Source organism: Priestia sp. D3YE.R1 (assembly GCF_049199565.1).
In the GTDB taxonomy this organism is placed as follows: domain Bacteria; phylum Bacillota; class Bacilli; order Bacillales; family Bacillaceae_H; genus Priestia; species Priestia aryabhattai.
Genome location: NZ_JBLTHW010000009.1, coordinates 12227 through 25380, shown reverse-complemented (window position 1 = coordinate 25380; position 13154 = coordinate 12227). Strand labels below are relative to the sequence as shown.

The following is a 13154-nucleotide window of genomic DNA, read 5'->3' as shown; positions in this document are numbered from 1 at the left end:
GAGGTGTGACTAATGGCCAAAGGAATCTTAGGAAGAAAGATCGGTATGACTCAAGTATTTGCTGAAAATGGTGACTTGATCCCAGTAACAGTAATTGAAGCTTCTGCTAACGTAGTACTTCAAGTTAAAAACGCTGAGACAGACGGTTACGAAGCAATCCAATTAGGTTTCGAAGATATCCGTGAAAAACTATCTAACAAACCTGCAAAAGGACATGCTACTAAAGCTAATACTGCTCCTAAGCGCTTCATCCGTGAGTTACGCGGTGTGGACGCTTCAGCATATGAAGTTGGTCAAGAAGTCAAGGTTGATATTTTCGCAGAAGGCGATGTAATTGATGTAACAGGAATCTCAAAAGGTAAAGGTTTCCAAGGTGCTATTAAACGCCACGGACAATCTCGCGGACCTATGTCTCATGGTTCTCGCTACCACCGTCGCCCAGGTTCAATGGGTCCTGTAGCTCCAAACCGCGTATTCAAAGGTAAATTATTACCAGGACGCATGGGTGGAGAGCGCATCACTGTGCAAAACTTATCAATCGTTAAAGTTGACGCAGAACGCAATCTTTTATTAGTAAAAGGTAACGTGCCAGGAGCTAGAAAATCTCTAGTTACTGTTAAATCTGCAGTTAAATCTAAATAATAATTCTTCGAGAAAGGAGGAATAACCAATGCCAAAAGTAGCATTGTTTAACCAAAACGGTGAAAACGTTGGAGAGATCGAACTTCAAGATGCCGTTTTCGGTATCGAACCAAACAATAAAGTACTTTTCGACGCGATCGTAATGCAACGCGCATCTCAACGTCAAGGTACTTCTAAAGTTAAAAATCGTTCTGAAGTAAGAGGCGGTGGCCGTAAGCCATGGCGTCAAAAAGGTACTGGTCGTGCTCGTCAAGGATCTATCCGTTCTCCACAATGGCGTGGTGGTGGCGTAGTATTTGGTCCAGTTCCAAGAAGCTATAGCTACAAATTACCTAAAAAAGTTCGTCGTTTAGCAATTAAGTCTGCATTATCAACTAAAGCTCAAGATAACAGCATCGTTGTTCTTGAAGCTCTTTCTTTTGACGCTCCAAAAACAAAAGAAATGGTAGCAGTTCTTAAAAACCTAACAGTAGAACGCAAAGCATTAGTAGTAACTGCTGATCTTAACGAAAATGTTGCACTTTCAGCACGTAATATTCCTGGTGTAACAGTTGTTGCAGCTAATGGTTTAAGCGTATTAGACGTTATGAACCATGATAAGCTTGTAATCACTAAAGACGCAGTTGAAAAAGTAGAGGAGGTGCTTGCATAATGAAAGATCCTCGTGATATTATTAAGCGCCCCGTAATTACAGAACGTTCAACAGACTTAATGGCTGAGAAAAAATATACGTTTGATGTTGATGTAAGAGCTAATAAAACTGAGGTTAAAGATGCTATCGAAAAAATCTTTGACGTAAAAGTTGAAAAAGTAAACATCATGAACTACAAAGGTAAATTCAAGCGTGTAGGTCGCTACAGTGGTCTTACTAACCGTCGTCGTAAAGCGGTAGTAACACTAACTCAAGAGAGCAACGAAATCGAATTCTTCGAAGCTTAAGATTACTAGAGAAGGAGGGAAATTGAGATGGCGATTAAAAAGTATAAACCAACCTCAAATGGTCGTCGTGGTATGTCAGTTTCTGATTTCGCTGAAATTACTACTGACAAACCAGAAAAATCGTTACTTGCACCTGTCAAGAGAAAAGGTGGTCGTAACAACCAAGGTAAATTGACTGTTCGTCACCAAGGTGGTGGGCACAAGCGTCAATACCGTATCATCGATTTTAAACGCGATAAAGATGGAATACCTGGACGCGTTGCTACAATCGAATATGATCCAAACCGTTCAGCTAACATCGCATTAATTCATTATGCTGATGGTGAAAAACGTTACATCCTTGCTCCTAAAAACCTAAAAGTAGGTTTAGAAGTTATGTCAGGTCCTGAAGCTGACATTAAAGTAGGTAACGCGCTTCCTTTAGCTAACATTCCTGTTGGTACAGTAGTACACAACATCGAATTGAAACCTGGTAAAGGTGGACAATTAGTTCGTTCTGCAGGTACATCTGCTCAAGTACTTGGTAAAGAAGGTAAATACGTATTAGTACGTTTAACTTCTGGTGAAGTACGCATGATCCTTGCAACTTGTCGTGCAACTGTAGGTCAAGTTGGTAACGAACAACACGAGTTAATCAACATCGGTAAAGCCGGTCGTTCTCGTTGGTTAGGTATCCGTCCAACTGTACGTGGTTCTGTAATGAACCCTAACGATCACCCACACGGTGGTGGTGAAGGACGTTCTCCAATCGGACGTAAGTCTCCAATGAGTCCATGGGGCAAACCAACACTTGGTTACAAAACTCGTAAGAAGAAAAACAAATCCGATAAATTTATCGTTCGTCGTCGTAAAAAATAACGGGATTGAGCTACGGTTCAAACGAACCGTAGGACAATCACGAAGGGAGGTTCATTTATGGGTCGCAGCTTAAAGAAAGGACCTTTTGTAGATGACCATTTAATCAACAAAATTGAGAAGTTAAACGAAACTGACAGCAAGCAAGTAGTAAAAACTTGGTCTCGTCGTTCAACTATCTTCCCTCAGTTCATTGGTCATACAATTGCTGTATATGACGGTCGTAAACATGTACCAGTTTATGTTACTGAAGACATGGTAGGTCACAAACTTGGTGAATTCGCACCATCTCGTACTTACAAAGGTCACGCAAGTGATGATAAGAAAACAAGACGCTAATATGAGAGGAGGCTTTTAAATGCAAGCTAAAGCTGTCGCGAGAACAGTACGTATTGCTCCTCGTAAAGTTCGTTTAGTTGTAGATTTAATTCGAGGTAAGCAAGTGGGTGAAGCGCTAGCAGTGCTACTTCACACGCCAAAGGCTGCTTCTCCAGTCGTTGAGAAAGTATTAAAATCTGCTATTGCCAATGCAGAACACAATTATGAAATGGACGCTAACAATTTAGTTATTACTGACGCTTTTGTTAACGAAGGTCCAACTTTAAAACGTTTCCGTCCACGCGCTATGGGACGTGCAAGCCAAATTAACAAGCGCACAAGCCACATCACAATCGTGGTATCAGAAAAGAAGGAGGGATAATTCATGGGTCAAAAGGTAAATCCGGTCGGTCTTCGCGTCGGTGTCATCCGTGATTGGGAATCAAGATGGTTCGCTGGCAAAGACTACGCTGACTTATTACATGAAGACTTAAAAGTACGTGAATATATCGCTAAACGTTTAAACGATGCAGCTGTTTCTAAAGTTGAAATCGAACGCGCTGCTAACCGCTTAAACGTAACGATCCACACTGCAAAACCTGGTATGGTAATTGGTAAAGGTGGTACTGAAGTAGAATCACTTCGTAAAGCTCTTAACCAATTAACAGGCAAGCGTGTACACATTAACATCCTTGAAATTAAACGAGCTGATTTAGATGCTAAACTAGTAGCTGAAAACATCGCTCGCCAACTTGAGAACCGTGTATCATTCCGTCGTGCTCAAAAGCAAGCTATCCAACGTAGTATGCGTGCTGGCGCACAAGGTATCAAAACAATGGTATCTGGTCGTTTAGGCGGAGCTGATATTGCTCGTTCTGAATATTACAGTGAAGGTACAGTTCCACTTCATACACTTCGCGCTGATATTGACTATGCTCACGCTGAAGCAGATACTACTTATGGTAAACTTGGTGTGAAAGTATGGATCTATCGTGGAGAGGTTCTTCCTACTAAAAAGAAAACTGAGGAAGGAGGAAAATAATTATGTTATTACCAAAACGCGTTAAATATCGTCGCGAACACCGCGGAAAAATGCGTGGACGCGCTAAAGGTGGTACGGAAGTACATTTCGGTGAATTCGGTTTACAAGCTACTGAAGCTTCTTGGATTACAAACCGTCAAATCGAAGCTGCTCGTATCGCAATGACTCGTTACATGAAACGTGGCGGTAAAGTATGGATTAAAATTTTCCCTTCTAAACCTTATACTGCTAAGCCTCTAGAAGTCCGAATGGGTTCTGGTAAAGGTGCTCCTGAAGGTTGGGTAGCAGTTGTTAAACCTGGAAAAGTAATGTTTGAAATTTCAGGTGTATCTGAAGAGGTTGCACGTGAAGCTTTACGTTTAGCTGCACACAAGCTACCTGTAAAATGTAAGTTTGTAAAACGTGAAGAAATTGGTGGTGATTCTAATGAAAGCTAATGAAATTCGTGACCTTACCACTGCTGAAATTGAACAAAAAGTTAAGGCTTTAAAAGAAGAGTTGTTTAACCTTCGTTTCCAATTAGCGACTGGACAATTAGAGAATACTACTCGTATTCGCGAAGTGCGCAAATCGATCGCTCGTATGAAAACTGTAGTTCGTGAAAGAGAGATTGCTGCTAATAAATAATTAAGTCTGAGAGGAGGCTTTCAGAATGAGTGAACGCAACCAACGTAAAGTTTACACTGGCCGCGTAGTTTCTGACAAAATGGATAAGACTGTTACTGTTCTTGTTGAAACTTACAAAAAGCATTCGCTTTATGGCAAGCGTGTAAAATACTCAAAGAAATTCAAAGCTCACGATGAAAACAATACAGCTCAACTAGGCGATATCGTGAAGATCATGGAAACTCGTCCGTTATCAGCTACTAAACGTTTCCGTCTAGTAGAAGTTGTAGAAAAAGCTGTTATCATCTAATAGTTAAGATAGATCGGATAAGAATGATTCATCCGAAGGGAGGTTTCGTACATGATTCAACAAGAATCTCGTTTAAAAGTTGCAGACAACTCTGGTGCACGTGAGGTACTTACTATTAAAGTACTTGGTGGTTCAGGTCGCAAGACAGCAAACATTGGTGATGTTATCGTTTGTACGGTGAAACAAGCAACACCAGGAGGCGTTGTTAAAAAAGGTGACGTTGTTAAAGCTGTTGTTGTACGTACAAAAAGTGGTGTTCGCCGTACTGACGGTTCTTACATCCGTTTCGACGAAAATGCTTGCGTAATCATCCGTGACGACAAAGGACCACGTGGTACTCGTATCTTCGGACCAGTTGCTCGTGAATTACGTGATAACAACTTCATGAAGATCGTATCATTAGCTCCAGAAGTTATCTAATTGATATATAGAACAAATACAAAATGCCTTTTAAGGAGGTGCGAATAGGATGCATGTTAAAAAGGGCGACAAAGTAGTGGTTATCTCTGGTAAAGACAAAGGTAAGCAAGGTGAAGTACTTGCAGCTTTCCCAAAGAAAGACCGTGTACTTGTTGAAGGCGTGAACGTTGTTAAAAAACACTCTAAACCTTCTCAAGTAAATCCACAAGGTGGAATCGTTAGCCAAGAGGCACCTATCCACGTATCAAACGTAATGCCGTTGGATCCTAAATCTGGTGAGCCAACTCGTGTTGGGTACCAAGTTATCGATGGCAAAAAGGTACGTGTAGCAAAAAAATCTGGTGAAACTTTAGATAAATAATTAATGAAATGTGAAGGGAGGTTTAGTTCACATGAACCGTCTTAAAGAGAAATTTACAAAAGAGATTACTCCTGCTCTAGTTAGCAAGTTTAATTATGAATCTGTAATGCAAGTGCCAAAAATCGACAAGATCGTAATCAACATGGGTATCGGTGATGCTGTTTCTAACTCAAAAGCTTTAGATAACGCTGTTGAAGAACTAGCTGAAATCACTGGTCAAAAACCTGTTGTAACTCGTGCGAAAAAATCTATCGCTGGTTTCCGTCTTCGTGAAGGTATGCCAATCGGTGCGAAAGTTACTTTACGCGGCGAGCGTATGTACGAATTCTTCGATAAACTAGTATCAGTATCACTTCCACGTGTGCGTGATTTCCGTGGGGTATCTAAAAAAGCATTTGATGGTCGTGGAAACTACACGTTAGGTGTTAAAGAACAATTGATCTTCCCAGAGATCGATTATGATAAAGTAACTAAAGTTCGTGGTATGGATATCGTTATTGTTACAACAGCAAACACTGATGAAGAAGCTCGTGAGCTTTTAACTCAGTTCGGTATGCCATTCCAGAAGTAATAACTGCCAACGTTAAGCAGAGGAGGCGAAAATGTGGCTAAAAAATCAATGATTGCGAAGCAAAAACGCCAGCAAAAATTCCAAGTACAAGAGTATACACGTTGCGAACGTTGTGGACGTCCACACTCAGTACTACGTAAATTCAAGCTTTGCCGTATTTGTTTCCGTGAGCTTGCTTATAAAGGTCAAATTCCTGGTGTTAAAAAAGCTAGTTGGTAAAACCCAAGTTTGGGAAGGAGGTAAATTAATATGGTAATGACTGATCCTATTGCAGATTTACTAACTCGTATCCGCAATGCGAACATGGTTCGTCATGAGAAAATTGAAGTTCCTGCTTCTAACATTAAGAAGCAAATTGCAGAAATCCTTAAGCGTGAGGGTTTCGTACGTGATGTAGAATACATCGAAGACAACAAACAAGGTATTATCCGTATCTTCTTAAAATACGGTTCAAATAACGAACGTGTAATTACAGGCTTAAAACGTATCAGTAAACCTGGTCTACGTGTTTATGCAAAAACTAACGAAGTACCACGTGTACTTAACGGTTTAGGTATCGCAATCGTTTCTACTTCTCAAGGTGTTTTAACTGACAAAGAAGCTCGTCAAAAGCAAACTGGTGGAGAAGTATTAGCGTACGTTTGGTAATAAGTTTTAAATGTGAATGGAGGTGTAACTATGTCACGTGTTGGTAAAAAGCCTTTAGAACTTCCAGCAGGTGTTACAGTTACGAACGAGAGCAACACTGTAACTGTAAAAGGACCAAAGGGTGAATTAACTCGTACATTCCACCCTGAAATCGAAATTAAAGTTGAAGACAACGTATTAGTTGTTAATCGTCCTAGCGACAATAAAGAGCACCGCGCTCTTCACGGAACTACTCGTAGCCTTTTAGGTAACATGGTTGAAGGTGTTACTAAAGGATTCGAACGTGGTTTAGAATTAGTCGGTGTAGGTTACCGTGCACAAAAATCTGGTAGCAAATTAGTATTGAGCGTTGGATACTCTCACCCAGTTGAGATTACTCCTGAAACAGGAATCGAAATCGAAGTTCCTTCTCAAACTAAGATCGTTATTAAAGGTATTGATAAAGAACGCGTAGGTGCATTAGCTGCAAATATTCGTGACGTTCGTCCACCAGAGCCTTACAAAGGTAAAGGTATTCGTTACGAAGGCGAATATGTACGTCGTAAAGAAGGTAAAACTGCTAAGAAGTAATGCCGGTTAGGTAAAAGAAAGGAGTGCCCGAAATGATCACGAAGCTTGATAAAAACAAAGTTCGTAAAAAAAGACATGCTCGTGTTCGTGCGAAGTTATCTGGAACTGCAACTCGTCCGCGTTTAAACGTGTTCCGTTCTAATCAACATATTTACGCACAAGTTATCGACGATTTAAATTCAGTAACAATCGCAAGTGCTTCAACGTTAGATAAAGACCTGACTTTAGAAAGCACTGGTAACACTGAAGCTGCTATCAAAGTTGGCGAATTAGTCGCTAAACGCGCAGTAGAAAAAGGTGTAAACGAAGTAGTATTCGACCGTGGCGGTTATTTATATCATGGCCGTGTTAAAGCATTAGCTGACGCTGCTCGTGAAGCTGGATTACAATTCTAATTGTAAAAGGAGGGAAAATCATGCGTCGTATTGATCCAAATAAATTAGAGCTTGAAGAACGTGTTGTTACCGTTAACCGCGTAGCTAAAGTTGTGAAAGGTGGACGTCGTTTCCGCTTCGCTGCATTAGTTGTAGTTGGTGACAAAAACGGTCACGTTGGATTCGGTACTGGTAAAGCACAAGAGGTACCAGATGCAATCCGTAAAGCAATTGAAGATGCGAAGAAAAACTTAATTACTGTACCTATGGTTGGTACAACTATTCCACACGAAATCCTTGGACAATTTGGTGCAGGTCAAATTTTCTTAAAACCTGCTTCTGAAGGTACAGGAGTTATCGCTGGTGGCCCAGTTCGTGCGGTACTAGAATTGGGTGGAGTAAGTGATATTCTATCTAAATCTTTAGGTTCAAACACTCCAATCAACATGGTACGTGCAACTCTTAACGGTTTAGCTAACCTAAAACGTGCTGAAGATGTTGCAAAACTACGTGGCAAGACTGTAGAAGAACTGTTAGGATAAGGGAGGGATATAGAATGGCAAACAAACTAGCAATTACCCTTACTCGTAGCGTAATTGGTCGTCCAGAAGATCAACGTGTAACTGTTCGTACACTTGGCCTACGTAAGTTAAATCAAACTGTCGTTCAAGACGATAATCCTGCAATTCGCGGAATGATTAACAAAGTAGCTCACCTTGTTACAGTAAAAGAGCAATAAGTATAAATTGTCACTCTAAGGAGGTGCTCCGGAATGAAACTTCATGAATTGAAACCAGCTGAAGGTTCACGTAAAGTACGTAACCGTGTAGGTCGTGGTACTGGTTCAGGTAACGGAAAGACTTCAGGTAAAGGTCACAAAGGGCAAAACGCTCGCTCTGGCGGTGGCGTAAGACCTGGCTTCGAAGGTGGTCAAACTCCTTTATTCCGTCGTCTTCCAAAACGTGGGTTCACTAATATCAATCGCAAAGAATACGCGATCGTTAATTTAGAAGCTCTTAACCGTTTTGAAGATGGAACTGAAGTAACACCAGAATTATTAATCGAAACTGGTTTAGTAAGCAAAGCAAAAGCTGGCGTTAAAGTACTAGGAAACGGTACATTAAACTCTAAGCTAACTGTTAAAGCTGCTAAATTCTCTTCAACTGCTAAAGAAGCTATCGAAGCTGCTGGCGGTACAGTTGAGGTGATCTAATGTTTCAAACAATCTCCAATTTAATGCGCGTGCGTGAAATAAGACAAAAAATCTTTTTCACTTTGTTAATGTTAATTGTCTTCCGAATTGGTACATTTATTCCTGTACCAAGTGTTAATACGGATGTACTAAAATTGCAAGATGGGTTAAATGTATTCGGAGTTCTGAATACATTTGGCGGCGGCGCGTTAAAAAACTTCTCCATTCTTGCTATGGGCATTATGCCTTATATTACAGCATCCATCATCGTCCAATTATTGCAGATGGATGTTGTACCTAAGTTTACAGAATGGTCAAAGCAGGGAGATGTTGGGCGCCGTAAATTAGCTCAAGTAACTCGTTATGGAACAATTGTGCTTGGATTTATCCAGGCTTTAGGTATGTCTATAGGATTCAACAATATTTCGGGCGGACAATTGATCGCTAATCCAGGAATTTCTACGTATCTTCTAATTGCTACAGTGTTAACGGCAGGTACTGCCTTCTTAATGTGGTTAGGAGAACAGATTACTGCAAAAGGCGTAGGTAATGGTATTTCTATCATTATCTTTGCTGGGATTGCAGCTGGTATTCCGACAACATTAAATCAAATTTATGCACAGCAATTTGAAGACGTTGGGGATCAATTATTCATTCGTATCGTAACGGTAGTTTTAATTGCGATTGCAGTTTTAGCTATTATTGTTGGGGTTATTTACTTCCAACAAGCGCTACGAAAAATTCCTATTCAATATGCAAAGGGTTCAGCTGGTCGTAATCCTGTTGGAGGTCAATCCACTCATTTACCGTTAAAAGTAAATGCTGCTGGGGTTATTCCTGTTATCTTTGCAGTTTCATTTATTATCACACCACCAACAATTGCATCATTTTTCGGTCCAAATGATGTAACGACGTGGATTCAGAATACATTTGACTATACTAAGCCAATTGGTATGATAGTGTATGTAGCGTTAATCATTGCTTTTTGTTACTTCTATACATTTGTTCAAGTTAACCCTGAACAAGTAGCAGAGAACTTGAAAAAGCAAGGTGGCTACATCCCAGGCATTCGTCCTGGTAAAAGCACACAAGCTTATTTAACGAAAGTGTTATATCGTCTGACATTAATCGGTTCGATATTCCTTGCGTTAATTGCTGTGTTGCCGGTTCTGTTCATCAAAATTGCGAACCTACCATCATCTGCTCAGATCGGCGGTACTAGTTTGTTAATTGTTGTCGGTGTAGCTCTTGAGACAATGAAACAGCTTGAGAGTCAATTAGTGAAACGCCATTATAAGGGATTTATTAAGTAAAGCTGTTTAGTGGGGGGCAGGCTGCTTTCCCATTAAACGGATAAGATACTGAGGGGGAAGCAAGAAATGAATTTAGTGTTAATGGGCCTTCCTGGTGCTGGGAAAGGTACTCAAGCAGAAAAAATCGTTGAGCATTACGATATCCCTCATATCTCAACAGGAGATATGTTCCGAGCTGCAATTAAAGAAGGAACGCAACTAGGTTTAAAAGCTAAATCATTTATGGACCAAGGTAACCTTGTTCCTGATGAAGTAACAATTGGAATTGTGCGCGAGCGTTTAAACAAACAAGATTGTGAAAACGGCTTTTTACTTGATGGCTTCCCAAGAACAGTAGCCCAAGCAGAAGCTCTTGAAACAATTACAAAAGAACTAAACAAGCAAATTGATTATGTGATTAATATTGATGTAGATCAAAGCATTTTAATGGAGCGTCTTACTGGACGCCGCATTTGTAAAGATTGCGGAGCTACTTACCACTTAGTATTCAATCCTCCTGCGAAAGAAGGAGTTTGTGACAAATGTGGCGGAGAGCTTTACCAACGTGCAGATGACAATGCTGAGACGGTTTCAACTAGACTTTCAGTTAATGTTAAACAATCTCAACCTCTACTTGATTTCTATCAAGAAAAAGGTTATCTACGCAATATTAATGGTAATCAAGATATTAACATTGTGTTTGAGGATGTTCGTCAATTACTTGCTGGGGTTAAGCAATGATCATTTGCAAGACACCAGAGGAAATTGAGGTCATGCGTGAAGCTGGACGAATCGTGGCTTTAACTCATCAAGAGTTAAAAAAACATATCGCTCCAGGTATTACGACTATAGAATTGGATGCAATTGCTGAAAATTTTATTCGTCAACATGATGCAATTCCGTCTTTTAAAGGGTATAATGGTTTTCGCGGCAGTGTATGTGCTTCTGTGAATGAAGAATTAGTTCATGGTATTCCGGGAGAACGCAAGCTTAATGAAGGAGATATCATCAGTTTAGACATCGGAGCTAAATTCGGTGGCTATCACGGTGACTCAGCTTGGACATATGGAGTAGGAAAGATTTCATTAGAAAATCAAGAGCTGCTTGATGTGACTGAGCAATCTCTCTACAAAGGATTAGCAGAAGCGAAGCCGGGTGAGCGTTTGTCGAATATTTCACATGCTATTCAACAGTACGCAGAATCACGTAACTTTTCGATTGTAAGAGAATATGTTGGCCATGGCGTCGGCAAAGACTTACATGAAGATCCGCAAGTACCTCATTATGGTCCACCGAATAAAGGACCGCGTCTACGTCCAGGCATGGTATTGGCAGTTGAGCCAATGGTGAATGCTGGTATGCGATATGTAAAAACATTACCTGATAACTGGACAGTTGTGACAGTGGATGGTAAAATGTGTGCGCACTTCGAACATACTATTGCAATTACTGAGACGGGATATGAAATTCTGACAGCATTGTAATGTTAAAGGATGTTATCTCTATCCATTCCTCGCTAGATGCACTGGACAGTAAACAGTAATTATCTAAATTCACGATGATCGTTTTTCGTCTGAATTGCTGTTAAAATGGTAAAGATGTATATTAGCGTCAATCATCTTGAATTTAATGATTACGATCTCCGGATGTTCAGAACAGGTTCTTTTTAAGTCGTTTAATGATAGCTTGTTACTGTTTCAAAGAAAGGAGAGCACTTTAATGGCAAAAGACGATGTAATTGAAGTTGAAGGTACAGTTGCTGAGACTTTACCTAACGCTATGTTCAAGGTAGAATTAGAAAATGGTCATACAGTACTTGCTCACGTATCAGGGAAAATTCGCATGCATTTCATTCGAATCTTACCTGGTGATAAAGTAACTGTAGAATTGTCACCATACGATTTAACTCGCGGTAGAATTACGTACCGTTTCAAATAAAACCTATGCACTCCGTACTATCAAGGAGGTATGAAACATGAAAGTCAGACCATCAGTTAAACCAATCTGCGAAAAATGTAAAGTTATCCGTAGAAAAGGTAAAGTAATGGTAATTTGTGAAAACCCTAAGCATAAACAAAAACAAGGTTAATCAATAAGGAGGTGCACTATTCATATGGCACGTATTGCTGGTGTTGATATTCCTCGTGACAAGCGTGTAGTAATTTCATTAACATACATTTTCGGTATTGGTCGTCCAACTGCTGAAAAAGTTCTAGCTGAAGCTGGAGTTTCTGAAGATACTCGCGTTCGTGACTTAACAGAAGAAGAATTAGGTAAAATTCGTGATATTTTAGATAGCTATAAAGTAGAAGGCGATCTTCGTCGTGAAGTTTCTTTAAACATCAAACGTTTAATTGAGATTGGTTCATACCGTGGTATCCGCCACCGTCGTAGTTTACCAGTTCGTGGTCAAAACAGTAAAAACAATGCTCGTACACGTAAAGGCCCACGCCGTACTGTAGCGAACAAGAAGAAATAATTAGTAAGGGAGGTCATTAACAGATGGCACGTAAAACTAATACACGTAAACGTCGCGTGAAAAAGAATATTGAAGCTGGTGTAGCTCATATTCGCTCAACGTTTAACAACACTATTGTAACAATTACAGATGTTCACGGTAATGCGATTGCTTGGTCTAGTGCAGGCGCACTTGGCTTCAGAGGTTCTCGTAAATCTACTCCATTTGCTGCGCAAATGGCTGCTGAAACTGCTGCAAAAGTTTCTATGGATAACGGAATGAAAACTCTTGAAGTTACAGTTAAAGGCCCTGGTGCTGGTCGTGAAGCAGCTATCCGTGCTCTTCAAGCTGCAGGTTTAGAAGTAACAGCTATTAAAGATGTTACTCCTGTACCTCACAACGGATGCCGCCCACCAAAACGTCGTCGTGTATAATTAATATGTATAGATTCTATTTCGTTGTCTATAATGATGATGGTGTAGAATTTATTCATGCAACGAAATGTTTTCCATTTGTTGTGCACATTCGGGAACTGTCTAATAGGGAATTTCGGTTA

At 40.2% G+C, this 13154-nt stretch carries 27 protein-coding genes; all 27 read left to right on the top strand.

The window, feature by feature from the left end:
• Positions 1-12 precede the first annotated feature (12 nt).
• Complete coding sequence (gene rplC / locus ACOZIR_RS26300; RefSeq protein ID WP_013054927.1) at positions 13-642, top strand: 50S ribosomal protein L3; 630 nt, start codon at positions 13-15, stop codon at positions 640-642.
• 28 nt (positions 643-670) lie between these two features.
• Positions 671-1294, top strand: coding sequence for a 50S ribosomal protein L4 (gene rplD / locus ACOZIR_RS26295; RefSeq protein WP_013081372.1), 624 nt, complete (start codon positions 671-673; stop codon positions 1292-1294).
• On the top strand, positions 1294-1581 hold the full coding sequence (gene rplW / locus ACOZIR_RS26290; protein WP_013054929.1) for a 50S ribosomal protein L23: 288 nt from the start codon (positions 1294-1296) through the stop codon (positions 1579-1581). Before rplD ends, rplW begins: the two co-directional genes overlap by 1 nt.
• 27 nt (positions 1582-1608) lie before the next feature.
• Positions 1609-2439 (top strand): 50S ribosomal protein L2, encoded by an 831-nt coding sequence (gene rplB / locus ACOZIR_RS26285; RefSeq protein WP_013081374.1) that lies wholly within the window; start codon positions 1609-1611, stop codon positions 2437-2439.
• Between the two features lie 57 nt (positions 2440-2496).
• On the top strand, positions 2497-2775 hold the full coding sequence (gene rpsS / locus ACOZIR_RS26280; protein ID WP_013054931.1) for a 30S ribosomal protein S19: 279 nt from the start codon (positions 2497-2499) through the stop codon (positions 2773-2775).
• A gap of 19 nt (positions 2776-2794) precedes the next feature.
• Positions 2795-3136, top strand: a complete 342-nt coding sequence (rplV, locus tag ACOZIR_RS26275; protein ID WP_013054932.1) for a 50S ribosomal protein L22 — start codon at positions 2795-2797, stop codon at positions 3134-3136.
• Between the two features lie 3 nt (positions 3137-3139).
• Positions 3140-3796 (top strand): 30S ribosomal protein S3, encoded by a 657-nt coding sequence (gene rpsC, locus ACOZIR_RS26270; protein ID WP_013054933.1) that lies wholly within the window; start codon positions 3140-3142, stop codon positions 3794-3796.
• A 2-nt stretch (positions 3797-3798) separates the two neighbouring features.
• Positions 3799-4233: a 50S ribosomal protein L16 gene (rplP, locus tag ACOZIR_RS26265; RefSeq protein ID WP_013054934.1), complete on the top strand. Its 435-nt coding sequence runs from the start codon at positions 3799-3801 to the stop codon at positions 4231-4233.
• Positions 4223-4423 (top strand): 50S ribosomal protein L29, encoded by a 201-nt coding sequence (gene rpmC / locus ACOZIR_RS26260; protein ID WP_013054935.1) that lies wholly within the window; start codon positions 4223-4225, stop codon positions 4421-4423. The genes rplP and rpmC overlap by 11 nt, the downstream gene beginning before the upstream one ends.
• Positions 4424-4448: 25 nt before the next feature.
• Positions 4449-4712, top strand: a complete 264-nt coding sequence (gene rpsQ / locus ACOZIR_RS26255; RefSeq protein ID WP_013054936.1) for a 30S ribosomal protein S17 — start codon at positions 4449-4451, stop codon at positions 4710-4712.
• 51 nt (positions 4713-4763) lie between these two features.
• On the top strand, positions 4764-5132 hold the full coding sequence (gene rplN / locus ACOZIR_RS26250; RefSeq protein ID WP_013054937.1) for a 50S ribosomal protein L14: 369 nt from the start codon (positions 4764-4766) through the stop codon (positions 5130-5132).
• Between the two features lie 49 nt (positions 5133-5181).
• Complete coding sequence (gene rplX, locus ACOZIR_RS26245; RefSeq protein WP_013054938.1) at positions 5182-5493, top strand: 50S ribosomal protein L24; 312 nt, start codon at positions 5182-5184, stop codon at positions 5491-5493.
• Between the two features lie 31 nt (positions 5494-5524).
• A complete protein-coding gene (gene rplE / locus ACOZIR_RS26240) occupies positions 5525-6064 on the top strand; it encodes a 50S ribosomal protein L5 (protein ID WP_013054939.1) in 540 nt (179 codons plus the stop codon).
• 33 nt (positions 6065-6097) lie between these two features.
• Positions 6098-6283: a type Z 30S ribosomal protein S14 gene (locus tag ACOZIR_RS26235; protein ID WP_013054940.1), complete on the top strand. Its 186-nt coding sequence runs from the start codon at positions 6098-6100 to the stop codon at positions 6281-6283.
• A 30-nt stretch (positions 6284-6313) separates the two neighbouring features.
• Positions 6314-6712 (top strand): 30S ribosomal protein S8, encoded by a 399-nt coding sequence (gene rpsH / locus ACOZIR_RS26230; protein ID WP_013054941.1) that lies wholly within the window; start codon positions 6314-6316, stop codon positions 6710-6712.
• A 30-nt stretch (positions 6713-6742) separates the two neighbouring features.
• Positions 6743-7282 (top strand): 50S ribosomal protein L6, encoded by a 540-nt coding sequence (rplF, locus tag ACOZIR_RS26225; protein WP_013054942.1) that lies wholly within the window; start codon positions 6743-6745, stop codon positions 7280-7282.
• Between the two features lie 32 nt (positions 7283-7314).
• Positions 7315-7677: a 50S ribosomal protein L18 gene (rplR, locus tag ACOZIR_RS26220; RefSeq protein WP_013054943.1), complete on the top strand. Its 363-nt coding sequence runs from the start codon at positions 7315-7317 to the stop codon at positions 7675-7677.
• 20 nt (positions 7678-7697) lie between these two features.
• The gene (rpsE, locus tag ACOZIR_RS26215; protein WP_013054944.1) at positions 7698-8198 is read left to right on the top strand and encodes a 30S ribosomal protein S5; all 501 of its coding nucleotides are present in this window, start codon (positions 7698-7700) and stop codon (positions 8196-8198) included.
• A gap of 14 nt (positions 8199-8212) precedes the next feature.
• Positions 8213-8395 (top strand): 50S ribosomal protein L30, encoded by a 183-nt coding sequence (gene rpmD / locus ACOZIR_RS26210; RefSeq protein ID WP_013054945.1) that lies wholly within the window; start codon positions 8213-8215, stop codon positions 8393-8395.
• 33 nt (positions 8396-8428) lie between these two features.
• Positions 8429-8869, top strand: a complete 441-nt coding sequence (gene rplO, locus ACOZIR_RS26205) for a 50S ribosomal protein L15 (RefSeq protein WP_013054946.1) — start codon at positions 8429-8431, stop codon at positions 8867-8869.
• Positions 8869-10161, top strand: coding sequence for a preprotein translocase subunit SecY (gene secY, locus ACOZIR_RS26200; RefSeq protein ID WP_013054947.1), 1293 nt, complete (start codon positions 8869-8871; stop codon positions 10159-10161). The genes rplO and secY overlap by 1 nt, the downstream gene beginning before the upstream one ends.
• 66 nt (positions 10162-10227) lie before the next feature.
• Entirely contained in the window at positions 10228-10881 is a 654-nt protein-coding gene (locus tag ACOZIR_RS26195; protein ID WP_013054948.1) for an adenylate kinase, read from the top strand.
• A complete protein-coding gene (gene map / locus ACOZIR_RS26190; RefSeq protein WP_014462024.1) occupies positions 10878-11624 on the top strand; it encodes a type I methionyl aminopeptidase in 747 nt (248 codons plus the stop codon). The genes ACOZIR_RS26195 and map overlap by 4 nt, the downstream gene beginning before the upstream one ends.
• 235 nt (positions 11625-11859) lie before the next feature.
• Positions 11860-12078, top strand: a complete 219-nt coding sequence (gene infA, locus ACOZIR_RS26185; RefSeq protein WP_010285101.1) for a translation initiation factor IF-1 — start codon at positions 11860-11862, stop codon at positions 12076-12078.
• A gap of 37 nt (positions 12079-12115) precedes the next feature.
• Positions 12116-12229 carry a 50S ribosomal protein L36 gene (gene rpmJ / locus ACOZIR_RS26180; protein WP_003156543.1) on the top strand — a complete coding sequence of 38 codons (114 nt, stop codon included), beginning with the start codon at positions 12116-12118 and terminating at the stop codon, positions 12227-12229.
• Between the two features lie 24 nt (positions 12230-12253).
• Positions 12254-12619: a 30S ribosomal protein S13 gene (gene rpsM, locus ACOZIR_RS26175; protein WP_013054950.1), complete on the top strand. Its 366-nt coding sequence runs from the start codon at positions 12254-12256 to the stop codon at positions 12617-12619.
• Positions 12620-12642: 23 nt separating this feature from the next.
• Entirely contained in the window at positions 12643-13032 is a 390-nt protein-coding gene (gene rpsK / locus ACOZIR_RS26170) for a 30S ribosomal protein S11 (protein ID WP_013054951.1), read from the top strand.
• Positions 13033-13154: the final 122 nt, after the last annotated feature.

What these genes read in the sequence shown, in the direction of transcription:
- rplC (WP_013054927.1), top strand. Translation starts at nt 13, where the DNA reads ATGGCCAAAGGAATCTTAGGAAGAAAGATCGGTATGACTCAAGTATTT.
- rpmC (WP_013054935.1), top strand. Translation starts at nt 4,223, where the DNA reads ATGAAAGCTAATGAAATTCGTGACCTTACCACTGCTGAAATTGAACAA.
- rplN (WP_013054937.1), top strand. Translation starts at nt 4,764, where the DNA reads ATGATTCAACAAGAATCTCGTTTAAAAGTTGCAGACAACTCTGGTGCA.
- map (WP_014462024.1), top strand. Translation starts at nt 10,878, where the DNA reads ATGATCATTTGCAAGACACCAGAGGAAATTGAGGTCATGCGTGAAGCT.
- rpsE (WP_013054944.1), top strand. Translation starts at nt 7,698, where the DNA reads ATGCGTCGTATTGATCCAAATAAATTAGAGCTTGAAGAACGTGTTGTT.
- rpsS (WP_013054931.1), top strand. Translation starts at nt 2,497, where the DNA reads ATGGGTCGCAGCTTAAAGAAAGGACCTTTTGTAGATGACCATTTAATC.
- rplF (WP_013054942.1), top strand. Translation starts at nt 6,743, where the DNA reads ATGTCACGTGTTGGTAAAAAGCCTTTAGAACTTCCAGCAGGTGTTACA.
- rplP (WP_013054934.1), top strand. Translation starts at nt 3,799, where the DNA reads ATGTTATTACCAAAACGCGTTAAATATCGTCGCGAACACCGCGGAAAA.
- rpmD (WP_013054945.1), top strand. Translation starts at nt 8,213, where the DNA reads ATGGCAAACAAACTAGCAATTACCCTTACTCGTAGCGTAATTGGTCGT.
- rplD (WP_013081372.1), top strand. Translation starts at nt 671, where the DNA reads ATGCCAAAAGTAGCATTGTTTAACCAAAACGGTGAAAACGTTGGAGAG.
- ACOZIR_RS26195 (WP_013054948.1), top strand. Translation starts at nt 10,228, where the DNA reads ATGAATTTAGTGTTAATGGGCCTTCCTGGTGCTGGGAAAGGTACTCAA.
- rpsC (WP_013054933.1), top strand. Translation starts at nt 3,140, where the DNA reads ATGGGTCAAAAGGTAAATCCGGTCGGTCTTCGCGTCGGTGTCATCCGT.
- rplV (WP_013054932.1), top strand. Translation starts at nt 2,795, where the DNA reads ATGCAAGCTAAAGCTGTCGCGAGAACAGTACGTATTGCTCCTCGTAAA.
- rpsK (WP_013054951.1), top strand. Translation starts at nt 12,643, where the DNA reads ATGGCACGTAAAACTAATACACGTAAACGTCGCGTGAAAAAGAATATT.
- infA (WP_010285101.1), top strand. Translation starts at nt 11,860, where the DNA reads ATGGCAAAAGACGATGTAATTGAAGTTGAAGGTACAGTTGCTGAGACT.
- rplX (WP_013054938.1), top strand. Translation starts at nt 5,182, where the DNA reads ATGCATGTTAAAAAGGGCGACAAAGTAGTGGTTATCTCTGGTAAAGAC.
- rplO (WP_013054946.1), top strand. Translation starts at nt 8,429, where the DNA reads ATGAAACTTCATGAATTGAAACCAGCTGAAGGTTCACGTAAAGTACGT.
- rpmJ (WP_003156543.1), top strand. Translation starts at nt 12,116, where the DNA reads ATGAAAGTCAGACCATCAGTTAAACCAATCTGCGAAAAATGTAAAGTT.
- rplE (WP_013054939.1), top strand. Translation starts at nt 5,525, where the DNA reads ATGAACCGTCTTAAAGAGAAATTTACAAAAGAGATTACTCCTGCTCTA.
- rplW (WP_013054929.1), top strand. Translation starts at nt 1,294, where the DNA reads ATGAAAGATCCTCGTGATATTATTAAGCGCCCCGTAATTACAGAACGT.
- rplR (WP_013054943.1), top strand. Translation starts at nt 7,315, where the DNA reads ATGATCACGAAGCTTGATAAAAACAAAGTTCGTAAAAAAAGACATGCT.
- secY (WP_013054947.1), top strand. Translation starts at nt 8,869, where the DNA reads ATGTTTCAAACAATCTCCAATTTAATGCGCGTGCGTGAAATAAGACAA.
- rpsH (WP_013054941.1), top strand. Translation starts at nt 6,314, where the DNA reads ATGGTAATGACTGATCCTATTGCAGATTTACTAACTCGTATCCGCAAT.
- rpsQ (WP_013054936.1), top strand. Translation starts at nt 4,449, where the DNA reads ATGAGTGAACGCAACCAACGTAAAGTTTACACTGGCCGCGTAGTTTCT.
- rplB (WP_013081374.1), top strand. Translation starts at nt 1,609, where the DNA reads ATGGCGATTAAAAAGTATAAACCAACCTCAAATGGTCGTCGTGGTATG.
- rpsM (WP_013054950.1), top strand. Translation starts at nt 12,254, where the DNA reads ATGGCACGTATTGCTGGTGTTGATATTCCTCGTGACAAGCGTGTAGTA.